17 protein-coding genes are annotated in these 15,424 nt (G+C 56.3%); 7 read left to right on the top strand and 10 right to left on the bottom strand.

Features of this window, described 5'->3' with window-relative positions; genetic code table 11:
• Positions 1–217 precede the first annotated feature (217 nt).
• Entirely contained in the window at positions 218–613 is a 396-nt protein-coding gene (locus LAO21_15985; protein ID MBZ5554217.1) for a type II toxin-antitoxin system VapC family toxin, read from the bottom strand.
• On the bottom strand, positions 610–852 hold the full coding sequence (locus LAO21_15990; protein MBZ5554218.1) for a type II toxin-antitoxin system Phd/YefM family antitoxin: 243 nt from the start codon (positions 850–852) through the stop codon (positions 610–612). Before LAO21_15990 ends, LAO21_15985 begins: the two co-directional genes overlap by 4 nt.
• A gap of 62 nt (positions 853–914) precedes the next feature.
• Here LAO21_15990 and LAO21_15995 point away from each other — a divergent pair, with 62 nt between their 5' ends.
• Positions 915–1,265, top strand: a complete 351-nt coding sequence (locus tag LAO21_15995; GenBank protein MBZ5554219.1) for a hypothetical protein — start codon at positions 915–917, stop codon at positions 1,263–1,265.
• A gap of 107 nt (positions 1,266–1,372) precedes the next feature.
• On the opposite strand, the gene LAO21_16000 is transcribed toward LAO21_15995, so the two are convergent.
• The 6 genes from LAO21_16000 to LAO21_16025 all read right to left on the bottom strand — a co-directional run bounded on the left by LAO21_16000 (position 1,373) and on the right by LAO21_16025 (position 7,263).
• Positions 1,373–2,023 (bottom strand): DUF2569 domain-containing protein, encoded by a 651-nt coding sequence (locus tag LAO21_16000; protein MBZ5554220.1) that lies wholly within the window; start codon positions 2,021–2,023, stop codon positions 1,373–1,375.
• 239 nt (positions 2,024–2,262) lie between these two features.
• Entirely contained in the window at positions 2,263–3,204 is a 942-nt protein-coding gene (locus LAO21_16005; GenBank protein MBZ5554221.1) for a glycosidase, read from the bottom strand.
• Complete coding sequence (locus LAO21_16010; GenBank protein MBZ5554222.1) at positions 3,204–5,489, bottom strand: glycosyltransferase family 4 protein; 2,286 nt, start codon at positions 5,487–5,489, stop codon at positions 3,204–3,206. Before LAO21_16010 ends, LAO21_16005 begins: the two co-directional genes overlap by 1 nt.
• Before the next feature lie 201 nt (positions 5,490–5,690).
• Positions 5,691–6,119, bottom strand: a complete 429-nt coding sequence (locus tag LAO21_16015) for a hypothetical protein (GenBank protein ID MBZ5554223.1) — start codon at positions 6,117–6,119, stop codon at positions 5,691–5,693.
• Positions 6,120–6,220: 101 nt separating this feature from the next.
• Positions 6,221–6,388, bottom strand: a complete 168-nt coding sequence (locus LAO21_16020) for a hypothetical protein (GenBank protein MBZ5554224.1) — start codon at positions 6,386–6,388, stop codon at positions 6,221–6,223.
• 107 nt (positions 6,389–6,495) lie between these two features.
• On the bottom strand, positions 6,496–7,263 hold the full coding sequence (locus LAO21_16025) for a slipin family protein (GenBank protein ID MBZ5554225.1): 768 nt from the start codon (positions 7,261–7,263) through the stop codon (positions 6,496–6,498).
• A 372-nt stretch (positions 7,264–7,635) separates the two neighbouring features.
• Between LAO21_16025 and LAO21_16030 the strand changes: the two genes are divergently transcribed.
• Positions 7,636–9,789: an APC family permease gene (locus LAO21_16030; protein MBZ5554226.1), complete on the top strand. Its 2,154-nt coding sequence runs from the start codon at positions 7,636–7,638 to the stop codon at positions 9,787–9,789.
• A gap of 31 nt (positions 9,790–9,820) precedes the next feature.
• Here LAO21_16030 and LAO21_16035 read toward each other — a convergent pair whose 3' ends face one another.
• Entirely contained in the window at positions 9,821–10,516 is a 696-nt protein-coding gene (locus LAO21_16035; protein MBZ5554227.1) for a lipid-binding SYLF domain-containing protein, read from the bottom strand.
• Between the two features lie 31 nt (positions 10,517–10,547).
• Positions 10,548–10,772 carry a DUF3185 domain-containing protein gene (locus LAO21_16040; protein ID MBZ5554228.1) on the bottom strand — a complete coding sequence of 75 codons (225 nt, stop codon included), beginning with the start codon at positions 10,770–10,772 and terminating at the stop codon, positions 10,548–10,550.
• Between the two features lie 586 nt (positions 10,773–11,358).
• Here LAO21_16040 and LAO21_16045 point away from each other — a divergent pair.
• The 5 genes from LAO21_16045 to LAO21_16065 all read left to right on the top strand — a co-directional run bounded on the left by LAO21_16045 (position 11,359) and on the right by LAO21_16065 (position 15,416).
• Positions 11,359–12,150: a hypothetical protein gene (locus tag LAO21_16045; protein ID MBZ5554229.1), complete on the top strand. Its 792-nt coding sequence runs from the start codon at positions 11,359–11,361 to the stop codon at positions 12,148–12,150.
• 108 nt (positions 12,151–12,258) lie between these two features.
• Positions 12,259–13,905 (top strand): AsmA-like C-terminal region-containing protein, encoded by a 1,647-nt coding sequence (locus LAO21_16050; GenBank protein ID MBZ5554230.1) that lies wholly within the window; start codon positions 12,259–12,261, stop codon positions 13,903–13,905.
• A 117-nt stretch (positions 13,906–14,022) separates the two neighbouring features.
• Complete coding sequence (locus tag LAO21_16055) at positions 14,023–14,424, top strand: DUF5329 domain-containing protein (protein ID MBZ5554231.1); 402 nt, start codon at positions 14,023–14,025, stop codon at positions 14,422–14,424.
• Between the two features lie 417 nt (positions 14,425–14,841).
• Complete coding sequence (locus tag LAO21_16060) at positions 14,842–14,997, top strand: DUF3309 domain-containing protein (GenBank protein ID MBZ5554232.1); 156 nt, start codon at positions 14,842–14,844, stop codon at positions 14,995–14,997.
• 110 nt (positions 14,998–15,107) lie between these two features.
• The gene (locus LAO21_16065; protein ID MBZ5554233.1) at positions 15,108–15,416 is read left to right on the top strand and encodes a hypothetical protein; all 309 of its coding nucleotides are present in this window, start codon (positions 15,108–15,110) and stop codon (positions 15,414–15,416) included.
• Positions 15,417–15,424: the final 8 nt, after the last annotated feature.

Genomic DNA, 15,424 nt, shown 5'->3' on the forward strand with positions numbered 1-15,424 from the left:
CCATTTTTCCACCCCGGGTGCCGCAGGTATGCGCTCTTTGCATGCCTGCGATGGAAGGTATCCCGGTTTGCGTTGGATGGCGCAGGGGTCGGGTGCCGCAGGCACCATTTTCCCACCCCGGGTGCCGCAGGTATGCGCTCTTTGCATGCCTGCGATGGAACCGTCTTCCAGTGATGGCTGCCAACTGCATTGTGTCGGGTGCCGCTCTGTAAGGATCTCAGCGGTTTGGAAGAAACGATATCCCCTTCGTGGCGAGCAATCGGGCGTCGGCTGTGACCAATGTCAGACCAAAGACCTTGGCCGTAGCCGCTAGAAACCCGTCGGCTGGATCTCGATGGGGCAAATGGATATTGCGAGTGGCCAGAACGACTTCGGTCGTGAGAGGAGCTTCTCTGACCGGTGCCGTTTGGAGCGCCTGTGCAATCCATTCCTCCACGTCTGCGTTCAGGCGTATGCGGCCCTTCCCGACCAGGACCATCAGTTCCCAAATGCTGATCGGAGAAATCCATTTCTCGTTGGCCGGATTCTCAAGCGCCTTGAGGACACGGGCCTTGAGTCGGACCGGATCAGCGAGGCTCCAAATCCAGATATGCGTGTCCAGGAGAAGCTTCAAGAGTTAAGGACCTCCCAATCATTCTCGGCACTCGCGGGAGCAATAATATCGCCCTTGATCTCAATCGTGCCGGCCATGGAGCCAAGCCACCGTCCCTTTTTCGCTTTCTGGGAAGGGGGGACAACCTCCGCCACGGGCTCCCCAAACCGGGTGACTCGGATCGGGCGCCGCGTCTGGCGCACACGCTCGAGGATGGCCAGACAAGTTGCTTTGAACTTCGAGATGGCGATTTCTTCCATGATGGACCTGTCCTCCTCAGACGAAGAATGACTAATACCATAGTCAACGACCATAGTCAAATATGACGCTCAACCCTTATTTCATTTTTCAGGTCGCAACAGACCGGGTGCCGGGTGCCGCAGGCATGCGCTCTTTGCATGCCTGCGACGGAAGCATATTCCAGTTTGGGGTGAATGATGCCTCGATTCGACGCACGGGTGCCGCAGGCATGCGCTCTTTGCATGCCTGCGACGGAAGCATATTCCAGTTTGGGGTGAATGATGCCTTGATTCGACGTACGGGTGCCGCAGGCATGCGCTCTTTGCATGCCTGCGACGGAGGCGTATTCCAGTTTGGGGTGAATGATGCACGGGTGCCGCAGGCATGCGCTCTTTGCATGCCTGCGACGGAGGCGTATTCCAGTTTGGGGTGAATGATGCACGGGTGCCGCAGGCCCCGATCCATCGCGGCCTGTGTCTTGCATCAAGTCATTCGAGATCTCTTACCCGACTCCGTCAAAAGCGGAAAATCCCCGACCGGTCACATGGACGAACCGGCTGGAAATGTCGCCTTGACGCGCTTTGATCCATTCAGATAGGCATACCACAGGGCAAAAAACAACAGAGAGCGAAACAGGTTCTTCACGACTTCAATAATCATCGCCTCATGGGTGGACGATGGAAGGCCTGCGGCAAAGGGCAGGCCGCTCGCTACGATCGAGTATCCGAGGTAGGTCCAGAGATACGCCTTTGCGATCCGGACCGCATTATGTTTCTTCCGCCACAGGCCCACGCCCGCGTACACGCTGAAGGCCATCATGCCGACACTCAGGACAATATCAATCTGGCCGATCAACCTCAGTCCCGGAAATTGCTCGAAGTATTGAGCGGCGCCCTGGTAGTTCGCTACCAGGAAAAACACCGTGGCAATGGGGCTAAACACCGTGAGGGCAAGGCAAAGGAGCAGGAGCCATCCTCGCACGCCCACATATTGGGATGCCTGGGGTACCACCAATGTTTCTACCTCCGTGGATTTCGCGGCCGTCGATCCTGCGATCCCGCGGCGGGTAGCCTCCTCGTCGTAGGCCGCTTGAGCTTCGTCGGTCAGGTTGGCCCGATCGATCGCGGCAAACTCCTCCGCGCTCAGCAAAGCATACCGTTCTTCCACCTCTGCAAACGATGATGTTTTCATGAGTCCTCCTTTAACTGGGGCTTGATGGCGCTTACTCGGCTCGATAGGGTCCTCAATGCGAGGCTTTGGTAGCCTCGCCGGCGTTCTTTGCCGACGGGGGCTCTTCCCCTCTTTGGGGGCACAGACGCTGATGCCCTGCACCCGTCCTCTAAACGCGCCCGCTCCGATTCATCGGAGTGTGGAGCGGCCAAGGTGGCGCGTGCCTCCAGTTTTATGCGATCTGTAACCCCGCAAGTTGTCTACCTGGATTGTTCCAGCCACTTCAGAATAGCGCGAACACTGCCGGTGGCCAGGGCGATGCTTGTATCGGCGGCGCCGTAATACAAATGGAGTGTGTCGCCATCGGGGGCGATGGTGTACCCGCAGGGAAACACGACTTTGCCCACATCTCCATGTTGCTCGTAGGACTGCTCGGGCCCAAAAATCCACTCGGCACTCCGTTTCAGGCACTTCTCCGGCGATTGCAGATCAAACAGGGCCAGTCCCAGCCGATAGATGGAGCCAGCCGCTGTCTGCCTTACACCATGGTAAATCACCAGCCAACCCTGAGGGGTTTCGATGGGTGGAGACGAGAGGCCAATCTTGTTCGCGTCCCACCACCCGCCCTTTCGGGCTTGCAGCATCAACTTGTGACTGCCCCATTGGCGCAAGTCGGAGGAGTAGGAGATCCACATGTGCGCGACGGGCGCGCTGACGGGGCGATGGATCAAGGCCCAATGGCCGCCGATCCGATGAGGCAGGAGCGCGGCATCCTTGTCTTCCGGTTGCATGATCAAACCATAGCGTTTGAAGTGGGAGAAATCCTCCGTGAGCGCCAGGGCCACGCCTGGACCGTCCCGGGTGTAGGCGGTATAAACAATGGCATACTGCTTTAGTTCGGGGACGAAGGTGATGCGTGGGTCTTCAATTCCCCACATTTCCTCCGGATAGTGCTCGGGGTCCGCCAATAACGTGGGCTGGGGGTCAATGATCCAGCCGTCTACGCCATTCGCGGAGCGCGCCGCACAGAGGTGGGAATGTCCGGTCCGGTCCTCCACACGGCATAACAACAAGGTGGTTCCGTTGGGCAGTAATGCGGCCCCGGGATTAAAAACGGTGTGGACTAGATACGGCCAATCGGCGGCGGTCAAGATGGGGTTATTGGTATGACGGCGAAAGAGTTCGGTATATCGTCGGGTCATTAAGATTGTGTCTCCACAGTAAGAAGAGCATTCTCAGCCAGGCGCAACTCCAGCAGGGATTGAAGAAAGGCGAGGGTAGACTCCGCGCCTTGATTCTCGTTCGGCCGGTCGGGATGCAGACCGTCGCGGCAACCCCCCGTCGTTGGGTCGTAAACCGGCAGGTTCAAGTCGTTGCGACCAAGGAACCACTCGAAGGCCCGCCGGGCTTCTTTCCGCCAACGCTTGTCGGCTGTGATTCGGTAGGCTTCGAGGCAGGCCGAGACCATGGTCTGGGCCTCGACGGGTTGTTGATCGAAGCGGGCGCGTTCAGCCCCCCGCTGATAAAAACCATTAGAGCCGATCGGGACAAAATGCCCCCCCTCGACGTCAGAGCATTGCAAGGCAGCCAGCCAGCGGAGCGACTCCAGGCCGGCCTCGGTCATGTTGCTGTCCGGCATAAACTGTCCGCACATCAGCAGGGCATGCGGCAGGGCCGCGTTGCAATAGGTCAGCCCTTCCTCGAACCAATGCCATTCATCCGCGCGGTGGCTCTGATACAACGTCAAGAGTCGTCCGGCCAATTCCTCCCGCACCTGACCGGCTTGTCGATCCCCGGCAAATCGCCGAAGGTACTCATGAATTCCGAGCAGCGCGAAGGCCCAGGCCCGCGGGCTGGTCGTGTCGCGAATGGCGGGCAGGGCCTGCTCAAACACCCGGCCGGCCATACTATGGAGGGCCGGTGAGTTGGAGCGGCCCAGCATCGTGCCTAACGCCCATAGCGCGCGACCGTGGCTGTCGTCAGAACCGCCATCTTCCATCCAGTGGCGCTGGTAGTCCATGAAGTTGCGGAACCGCCGGGTCTCCGTATTGAATGCATACCAGATGAAGGCGAGATACCGGGACGCCAGTTCGAAGGACTCCGTGTTGCCCAGCGCCTCCAGGAGCGCAGTCACCATCAGCGCGCGGGCATTGTCGTCGGTGGTGTAGCCTTCGCTATAGTTGGGGACTGTAAAGATGGCGTGCTGCAGGATGCCGGTCTCATCCGTCATGTGGTGCAAGTGATCCAGTTTGAGCGGAGGAAGTTCACCCAGGTGTTTGTCCAGCGCTTTGGCAATGAAGCCGGGAGGAGTGAAATGCCGACGTTCGGCGCGGGCGCGCTCGAAGCTCTCCATGTAACGACGTGCCACGGTCGGCCAGATCATCTCCCGGCCATACAGATAGGCGCGCTTCCGCATGGCGTGACGTTTGGCCTCGTTGTCCAGCAGGTCAATCACTTGCGCAGCCAGGGCCGCGGGATCATGGAACGGCACCAGCGCTCCTCGTCCTTCGGCCAGCATCTCTTCCGCGTACCAGTACGGAGTCGAGATCACGGCCTTGCCGGCGCCCAGGGTGTAAGCCAGGGTGCCGGAGACGATTTGGGCCGCATTCAGATAAGGGGTGATGTAAATGTCCGCCGCGCCGATGAACTCGATGAGTTCCACCAGACTGACAAACCGGTTGTAGAAAATCACGTGGCCTTCCACCCCCTTCTCCTGAGCCAGCCATTGGAGAGACAACCGGTACGTCTCCCCCTCGGACTCAATCACGTGGGGATGGGTCACTCCGAGGATGATGTACACCACGTTCGGATAGCGGGCCACAATTTCGGGGAGGGCGGCGATGACATTTTCGATCCCCTTGTTCGCCGAGAGCAACCCAAAGCTGAGCAGAACGAGTTTGCCTTCGACGCCAAACAGGTCTTTGTGAAAACTCGGGTCTACAAAAGGCACATCAGGGATGCCGTGTGGAATCTGATCAATCTTCTCCGGTGACACGGCATAGACCTCCCGCAAAAATTCCGCGCCGCAGTCACTCATGACGGCCAGCCGATCCGACAGACCCGCCACTTCTTGAAGTACCCGCCGCTGATCGGGGTCCGGCTCGCGAAGAATGGTGTGCAAGGTCGTGACAATGGGCATGCGCAATTCGCGTAAGAGGGCCAGGATATGGCTGCCGGCCCGCCCGCCAAAGATGCCGTATTCAAATTGCAGGGACACGAGGTTGACGTTGTTGATGTTCAGGAAATCGGCGGCGCGATGATAGGAGTCAATATCTTTCTCTGTCAGCTCAAATCGAACGCGTGCCGGATAGGCGTAACCCTCTTCTCGATCGTTGACGGGAAGGGCAATGCAGGTGGTTGCAGCGTATTCGGCAGCCATGGCCTCGCACAAGTCGGTCGTGAAGGTAGCGATACCGCAGTGGCGCGGCAAGTAGTTGCCGATGAATGCAATGCGGCTAAGTGTTGAACTGGTTGAGCCGTGTTCCATAATCCGGGTATCCTTATCGGCCACTTTGACCAAGGTGAAGAAAGATCATGCCCTCCCGCGGAAGGGCCGTTCCGCTGGATCGGGACCGCAGAGAATTAAACAAGCTTCTTTGATCCTGAATCGAAAATGCTTCCCTGAAAAGCCGCGGATCAAAGCTCGGCCTTGGGGCTCCCGGGTTCCCTTTGGAATTCGATTGTCGAATCACGCAGCCGCTGGTTTGCCCAAATCCCATTCAGCAGGGTGTGTGCTGGGGAATAGAAAGACGCTCGTCTGAATATGTCGCGCGTTGGCTGAAACCGTCACATAGGGGACTCCCAGAAAACGCTTTGCCTCCACTCGGGTGATTTCCAGGCAATTAAACTTCTCCGCCTTCAGGTGTGACAGGATCCGGCGAACTGCCCGTTCCCGGGTCACTTCTCTGTTCGAGCCGAAGGCGCTCCCCGTAGATTCACCCGCCAGGTAGAAAAAACTGCATCCCGCCTTGGTGATCCTTCGATCGAGGGTGGAACCATCGAAGTTTTTAATTAATCTCCATCCCCTCGAATGGGGTTCGCATTCAACCTGCACACCTTCCGGCAATAGAGTGTTGTCTCTGATCAGGATAGTACCAGTTTTGACTTCCTCTGTCATGTCAGCTTATCCCCTTGGTCCGCAGTGGCGGTTGCGCCAGCGTGCAAATGGCTTGACGGTGACACGATCCCCACACCGGAATCTGTCACTCACTTTCGGTATCACGCCACCTGTTGACCCGAAGCGCCGCCGACGTGAGGGGCGAGATCAGGAACTTCTCTCATCCATGTGGCAGCTTCCGTACATTCATCTCCAGCCGGCGGGTAGATCAAAACCAGACCATGACGACCAGCCTCAGGACGACGCGTGAACTGGTCCTGATGCTCCATGATGAAATCAAGGGTTTGAGCCAGTATTTCCGAATTGAATCTACCGGAGCCTCCCTCCCGAACAAATCATTTTCCTTGAGATTCTTTCCGCTCCTTCAATCAGGGCCCTACTTCTTGATCAGGGAAGCCAGGCCGGTGATGAGGTCGATGGGCAGCGGAAAGACAATGGTTGTGTTTTTCTCAACCCCGATCTCTGTCAGGGTTTGGAGATATCGAAGTTGCATGGCCGTCGGCTGCGACGACAGGACCTCGGCCGCTTCCATCAATTTGTGCGAGGCTTGCAGCTCACCGTCGGCATGGATGATCTTGGCGCGCTTTTCGCGTTCGGCCTCCGCTTGTTTGGCAATGGCCCTCTGCATTTGCTCCGGGAGGTCCACTTGCTTCACTTCCACCAGGGCGACCTTGATGCCCCAGGGTCCGGCGTGTTGGTCGATGATCGACTGCAGCCGGTCGTTCAGTTTTTCGCGTTGCGAGAGCAGGTCGTCTAGTTCCACTTCGCCCAGCACGGACCGTAATGTGGTCTGCGCCAATTGTGACGTGGCGAAGAAATAGTCGCGCACCTCAACGATGGCTTTGCGTGGTTCGATCACCCGAAAATACACGACGGCATTCACCTTGACTGCGACGTTGTCACGGGTGATGACATCTTGCGCCGGCACTTCGTGCGTCTCGACGCGCAAAGAGACACGCACCATGCGGTCGATCGGTTTGAAAACGAAGATCAGGCCGGGGCCTTTGGCCTGTTCCAACAGCCGCCCGAGGCGAAAAATGACACCCCGTTCGTATTCCGAGAGAATCTTGACGGAACTGAGCAGGTAGAGCACGATGATAATGAAGACAATCGGGAAAAAACCAATGCCAAAAGACGATCCCATAATCCCCCCCTTCTTAGGAGAGCGTAAGTGTTGGCTATCCTTCCAGTTCAGATTTCAAGCGGAGGGAATAAAAATGTAGTGGGCGCACGGATTTCGATGGCAGTCCGGCTGCTTTACCCCTCACCCAATATGGTACAGGCAACAATAATCATTGTCTGTTCACTTAGACACACCCCCGAGTTTTCACTGTGCAATCGTTGCCGTGAAAATAGGGGGAGGAAAAACGGTTCGGGGTGTGTGAATCTTGATTGGGGAACAGGGTCATCTCGAGAATGACTCTCAATTCAAAGGAGTTGCCGCGCACCCTGTTGGTGGGGCCAAAGGCGCTGTGTTATAGTCCGCTCCAGGTTCTTCCACATTCCCGGAGGTCCGATGAACCCGGCCAAACAGGCGACGAAAGTGGTCGTCGTGACGTCGGTGATGCTCTCGTTCATTTCCTTCTGGCGCGCTGCCGCCATTGTCCTCAACGATCTCGGCTCGTCGGCTTACTACGTCGGCGGCATCGCCGAGCAAGCGGTTGGACGCGCTGCTCCCTGGTTTATCTTTGGGGTCATGCTTTTCTCTTATGCCGTGCGGGCTGTCTATATCGAATCGTGCGGAATGTTTACACGCGGTGGAGTCTACCGTGTCGTCAAAGAGGCGATGGGGGGTACCCTCGCCAAAGTTTCGGTCTCGGCCCTGATGTTCGACTACATCCTGACGGGGCCGATCTCAGGTGTTTCGGCAGGGCAGTATATCGTCGGCCTCGTGGCGCAAACGGCCACCCATTTGGGATATGCCTGGACCCCTTCGAAAGCCAGGATAAACTTGTTGGCCGCCGGCCTCGCCGTCCTGGTGACCCTTTACTTCTGGTGGCGCAACACGAAGGGCATCCACGAATCGTCGGACGATGCGCTGAGGATCATGTATGTGACGACGATCATGGTGGTGCTGCTGATTGGGTGGTGCGGGTTGACGATCTGGACGCACCCCGCAATGAAGCGTTTGCCGCCCATGCCGCAGCCGGGCCACCTCGCGTTCAATCACGATGCCGTGGGGTGGTTACCCAAAATCCTGCCGGGGGCCCTGCGGCAACTGCCCATAGTAGCGCCACCCGCCACGACGCCCGCGCCGGAAGAGGCAGAACCCAAACCGCTCGTCGGTCTCGTGCCCAACGCCGGTGCTCTTTTCGGGCTGATCGGCATCGTGATTGCCTTCGGGCACTCGTTTCTGGCGATGTCCGGTGAAGAATCCCTCGCTCAGGTCAACCGCGAGTTGGAGTACCCCAAGCATCAAAACCTGGTACGGGCCGGATTTGTCATCTTCGTCTATTCGCTGCTGTTCACCTCGCTGGTTTCGTTCTTTGCCTATGCCATCATCCCCGACCCGGTCCGGCCACAGTATTTTGACAACCTGATCAGCGGCATTGCCTTGTACCTGGCCGGCCCGATGCCGCTGAAACTTCTTTTCCAGGCTTTCATCGTCATCGTTGGCTTTCTGATGTTATCGGGGGCTGTGAATACGGCCATTATCGGATCCAACGGCGTTCTCAACAGGGTTTCGGAAGACGGCGTAATGACCGATTGGTTCCGCGAACCCCATAAGAAATACGGCACAAGCCATCGCATGATCAACCTGATCGTGATCCTGCAACTTGCGACGATCATTGGCTCCCGCGGTAACGTCTATGTCCTGGGCGAGGCTTACGCGTTCGGCGTCATCTGGTCATTTGCCTTCAAGGGATTGGCAATGGTGGTCCTTCGCTTTAAAGATAAATCGCCGCGCGAGTGGAAGGTTCCCTTCAATATCAATCTGGGCCGCAACGAGATTCCGATGGGGCTGGGGGTGATTGCAGCGCTGCTGTTCTCGGTTGCCGGAATCAACTTGATCACCAAAGAGGTGGCGACGATCAGCGGCGTCGCCTTCACGCTGGTCTTCTTCCTCATTTTTGAGATCTCGGAGCGCATCAACGACCGGAAAGAGGGGGTGGCCGCCCACGTCGAAATGGATCAATTCCAGACACACCCGCAAGAAACCGTGTCAAACGAGAGCCTCGGCGTTCGGCCCGGAAACACGCTCTGTTTCGTTCGCGACTACCACACACTCGATCACGTCCGCAGAGCTCTGGAGCTGACGCACACGGGCAAAAAAGACCTGGTCGTGATGACCGTAAAGGTCCCCAAAGGACCCGACACCGGGTACAAGGGCATTCATGAACATCATCTTTTCACGAGCTTCAAGCAATTGCTGTTCACTCACGTGGTCGCGCTTGCGGAAAAGGCAGGCAAGCCGGTGCATCTGCTTGTCGTGCCATCCTCCAATATTCTCGAAGCCATCATCCTCACGGCGGCACAACTCAATTCGACCGAAGTCATTGTCGGGCCATCCGCGGTGCTGCCGCTCGCAGAACAAGCAAAGCATTTCCGAAGAGCGTGGGAGAAGCTGCGCGATCAACGTAAACATCAAGTCCTCTTCCGTATCATCGACGCTCACGGAAACTTACATGATTTTCCGATTGGAAGATCTTCGGCGGGATCTGTAGCATGATTGCATGATTGGGGTCGCCATCGATTAAAGGTCACTTCGATTCATTCCGCGGTACACCCTTTTGTAGGACCTCGACGAGATGACGGCCTGGCTCCGGAATAGTGACCTTGTCACCCAACACAATTTCCTTTGCTGTGATTTTACGACCATAGACTCGTTCATTGGCGTCATTGTCAGGGCGAAGCGTGGAACCCTCCAGGGAAATACCGGCAAAGAGGCCGCGCGAACGAGAGTAGCTCAAGATTTCTGCCCGCAAGTAGGCGTCGGTGGCGGCTTGAGCATCCCGCCCTTTGGGGCCTGCCACGGCGGAGATTTCAGCCCCCAATTTGACCTTGCTGTTGAGAATTGAACTCGCGCCTCTCTCATTCATCACCAGGAGGACAAGATCGGTGGATTGTCCACCCAGTTGAAATCCAAAGCTTCCACCTTCCAGGGCGTACATGGCTGGAGCGCCCCAGGATCCACGGAAATCCTTGCCCGTTCGGCACACCATCGCCCCGCGGCCATAACTCCCACCGACTCCGACCGCTAGCTTTAACACGGAAGGAATAATAATGACGCAATCGGTCTTCTCCAAGAGCTCCTGGGGAATGTTGTCCGGGATGTTCAGGATTTCTCCCATCACCACGCCGCAATTTTCCAGGCGGTCGGTTTCCTTTTCGTTATCCCCGGCACAGAGGGGAAGGGCAACAAACATACAGCAGAGAACAACTAGATAACGAAACATCGCTCACCTCCTCGATCAGAAGTTTATTGGTTTATGACTTTTTCCTCGCGCCTACGATTAGCAAGGCGACCCCGCCAGCCAACACCAGTCCTCCAAGTATTGGAGGGAGGGGGATTCGATCATGCTTCTCCACTGTGGCATGGATCGGTCCCACATCAAGGACCTTTTCTTGATGGGTATAAGTGAAACCTTGGTAGGCAAGGGCCACCACGCTCAGAATGACCAACAGGATCCCTATCAGAGTGATCGATTTCATGTTATTCGCCTCCGCTGTTATCCGAGAACTCTTCGGCCTTGAATGATCCTGATGAATAGTGGAGAACCCCGGAGCCGTGATATGAACCAAATGAATTGATGACCGGAGTTCTCATATGAATGCCTTTCCATTCCTTATCCTCCTCCCCCCACATGAAGCACGTTACAAGCGATGAAGGAGGATGTCTGTTCACTTAGGAACACCCTCGTCTTAAAACACCAGATTGCGATTTCTGTGTAAGAGAGTTGGACGGCCGATGTCTCCAGGATGCAAAGGTCTTTCATCGGATGTCCAGCTCCGATGCATTGGAGTTCGTCATCCGACCTGATTCCTGCGCTGGTCGACGATGGTCAATTCTGAACAGACGTCAGGGCGTTCGAATGCGATCATGATGTTGACTTCCTGATTCTTCATGAAAGGAGGCTATACCGCCGACCAGTTGTTCGGAAAAATCACGGAGCTCATGTCAGCGCCTCCCATGAGACCGTGATCGGGTTCAATCGGTGTTGAGCTCAGCCCTATGCGGCGTGCCCCGATAGAGCACCGAGAACGATCGTATCAGCAGTCCCGGCACTTTACGACTCACATGAACATGAAGAATTCGATGCACTTCCGTCTCGCTTTTTTAATATGGCTGCTCCTGATCTTTGCGGGGCTGCGACAGCCTGCATTCGCTCAACAGCCGTGTCCCTTGCCCCCTGCTGCTCCTGCTCCGCTGAACGCCAAGCAGTTGGTAGAGAAATTGGTCCGGATGAACCTCGAACGCGCTCAAGCGTTGCGTGCCTATCAGGGAACCCGAATCTATCGGCTTGAATATCGCGGTTTTCCAGGCACCCGGAGCGCGGAGATGGTCGTGGATGTCAAGTACGAGTCACCCGGAATCAAGGAATTTACCATCCTGTCAGCAACCGGATCGAAGCTGATCATTGACAAGGTATTTAAGAAACTCTTGCAGAGCGAAAAGGAAGCCTTCGAGGCGGTGAACCAAAAGCGCGCGGCTCTCAACAGCGAGAACTATGTCTTCACGCTGATCGGATACGAAAGCACGCCCGCCGGTTCAATCTATCTGCTTTCGGTCGAGCCCAGAACAAAGGACAAGTTCCTCTACCGCGGTCGAATCTGGGTAGATGCCGAAGAATTTGCTGTAGTGAGGATGGAAGTAGAGCCCGCGAAGAATCCATCCTTCTGGACAAAAAACACCGAAGTCCAACAGGCCTACGTCAAAGTGAATGGTTTCTGGCTCCCCGCGCAGCAGCACAGCCGCTCCACCATTCGCCTCGGCGGACGCGCCGATTTTACAATTGATTACAAGGATTATCAGATCACGGGCGTGAGTTCGTTGAGTAACGTCAGTAGTGCCGCAAACTCCCGCGAGTAGCTTCAGGATAGATGTATTTCAAGGCAACCAACTGCAAGCCCTTTTATTGTCGTCAGGGGTACGATTTGAGCGACGGGGAGTTCAAGAAGGAAATTCGGGGTTATATCCATGACTGGGGAGTGTACCACGATATCTGTAGAGACCCGCCCGGCCGAGGCCCGCACACCAGGACAGCGGCGGCGGCTTGGGCGCTGGGGGCTGATCACCGGAGCTTCGATCCTTGTCATCGCAGGCATCGTGCTGATCGTGTTGGCCCTGAACTGGCCATTCACGCAACAGGCCGTCACGACAGCGCTCGAGCACCGCTTCGCCCGAACCGTCCAGATCCAGAGCTTCCGCAAAACCTACTTTCCCCCGGGGTGCGTGGCTGAAGGGGTCAGTTTCCTGCACCGGGAAGGCGAGGACCTGCCCCCGTTGATCAGCGTCCAGGCGCTGATCATTCGCGGGAGCTACTATGGCCTTCTCCGGATTCACAAGCGCGTGGATGACGTCCAGGTGAAAGGTTTGCACGTGTTAATAGCGCCGCCGGCTAAGAGCGGCCGGCCGCCGAACGTGATCCCGTTGACGACCAGCACTTCCGGCAATTCGGTCACGATTGGTGCAATCACCGCGGATGACGCTTTGTTGGAGTTTATGCCCAGGCAGCCGGGGCATGAACCCTTCAAGCTGCGGGTTCATCGGTTGACATTCGACCAGGTCAGTGAGGGCCGGTCCATTCCCTACCATGTAACGTTGTTAAATCCGGAGCCGCCAGGGGAAATTCGGTCGGACGGTAAAATCGGCCCCTGGGATGAGGATGACCCCGGCAGTACTCCAGTGACCGGTTCCTACACTTATGAGCACGCGAACCTGGCTGTGTTCGAGGGTATCGCAGGAAGTCTGACGTCCCGCGGCAAGTTCAGCGGCACCATCGGCCATATGGATACGAATGGCGAAACCGACGTGCCCGACTTCCGGGTATCCGGAAGCAGCCACACCGTTCACCTGACTTCAAAATTCCAGGCGGTGGTGGACGGAACGAATGGAGACACGTATCTTCAGAACGTGGAGGCGCATTTTCAGGGAACCACGGTGACGTCGAGTGGCAGCGTGGCCGGGCACCCCGGCCAGCACGGAAAATCAGCTCGGCTGGAGATGGCCGTGAACGGAGGCCGCATTGAGGATTTGTTGTACCTTTTTACGGAGGAGAAACACTCGTCGATGACCGGCAGTATCAACCTGCGCGCGAAAGTGGAAGTGCCGCCGGGGCCGCCGGGGTTCTTGAGGAAGCTGGATCTTGCAGTCGGCTTCGGCATTGGCAGCGGGCGCTTCACGGACACAGACTTACAACAGTCGGTCAACACATTAACTCAGAGTGCCCGCGGCGAGAACAAGAAGCAGCAAGCCGAAAACCCGGAAACGGTGCTCTCGAATCTTAAGGGTCGGATCTCGGTGAACAACGGCGTCGCAACGCTGTCCAACATCTCCTTCAGCGCTCCGGGTACGCTCGCCGAGCTGCATGGCACCTACAACTTGCTGGACCGAAAAGTCGATCTCCATGGAATTTTGCACACCAACGGAAAGTTATCCGACACCACGTCGGGATTCAAGGCGCTGGTATTGAAGGCCGTCGGTCCGTTCCTGAAAAAGAAGTCTGTTACGGTCGTCCCCTTCACGATTACCGGCACATCTTCCAATCCTTCTTTCGCGTTGGATTTTGCTGGAAAAAGCCGGGAATCCTCTCTCCCCCCAGCCGGTGAGCCGCGACAATTCTGATTGAGGGGGTTTCCTCCCACGGGCTGTTGCCCCAGTCCCTCTGTTACAGTGCTCAATGGTTCGGGGCCGATGACATTATGCGGACTACAATAATCAAAGGTTGGTCGAGCAGAGAATATGTACAAAAACTTAATCATTGCAGCCATCACAACTGTTCTTGCCGTAACTATGCTCCTTGCTGTAGACACACGTCTTCAAAAAGACACAGACGAGACAATTGCCTATCTGTTGGCCTTCGTTGCCAAATCCGATTGTACCTTCATTCGTAACGGCCAGTCCTACACTGGCAAACGAGCGTCGGATCACTTGAATAGCAAGTATCAATATTACAAGGACAAAATCGCGACACCGGAAGATTTCATCCGGCTTGCTGCCACCAAGAGTATGCTCTCGGGTAAACCCTACATGATCAGGACGACCGAAGGAAAAGAACTGCGGAGTGACGAGTGGATGAAACATATCCTGGAAGAGTACAGAAAAACCAGGAAAGACAAGGAAGAAAAGAAGACGGGCGGCTAATAAAGACACCCTGGACGTTGCCGTCCATTAGGCTTCGGGATGTAGACTCTCCGAGAGGCCTGTGCCCAGGGTCGCCTCGATGCTCCCGACTGTCGAGATCTCCTAACTGATCCTCACATTCCCTTCTCATGCTCTCCTCATCTCACCCCGTCCACACCGGGGGTCGATTGTCACTTGATGGCGTAGAAGCTTCCCCGCATGAAGGGGGGTGTGAGTCGGCGGAGTCAGGCGGAAAACTGCTCCTTGCTCCTTTCCCCGTCGCGGCGGCCTCCTGCGTCGATGATTTTCCGTCGGTTCATCCCGGCGCTCTGAAGGGGCTGGTCAAATCAGAACAGACAGCTCGATGGGGCCCTGTTAACGTGTTTTGGACTCGAGAGCTAGTATTCAGAAGAAGTCCAGAAGAAAGGAAGGTCCACAATGTTGCTACTCATTGTCGTTTTGGTGTTGGTTTTGGGTGCCGGGGGAGGGTACTACGGCCATACCCGCTGGGGTTACCAGGGAGGCGCTGGCGTAGGGCTGGGTACCATATTAGTGATTCTCCTTATAGCCTACCTGTTAGGGATTTTGCATTGAGGCAAAGCTCGCCGCTCAGCACTCCTCCCCGATCGGTGCTTACTTGTGGCGCAAGGGAGCAACTTGAAGGCGGGCCCCGGAAGATGCAATGCAATACGAGAGGAGAACTTATGAGCACCAGCAAAGCTTCGCCGGTCACTTTGTCCAAACTCCTGAGCCGGCATGAAGTCGCCGAACGCACTATAGCCTTCCGCTTTGAAAAGCCATCGAAGTGGACATTCAAGGCGGGCCAGTTTCTTGACATGACTTTGCTCGATCCTTCAGAGACGGATGCCGAAGGAGATACGCGCACGTTTTCAATCGCGAGTGCTCCCCACGATGAAACCCTGATGGTGGCTACTCGAATGCGCGATACGGCTTTCAAGCGAGTGTTAAACACAATGCCGCTCGAATCCGCGATTAAGATCGAAGGTCCGTGATGATCAAT

Source organism: Terriglobia bacterium, assembly GCA_020073085.1.
In the GTDB taxonomy this organism is placed as follows: domain Bacteria; phylum Acidobacteriota; class Terriglobia; order JAIQFV01; family JAIQFV01; genus JAIQFV01.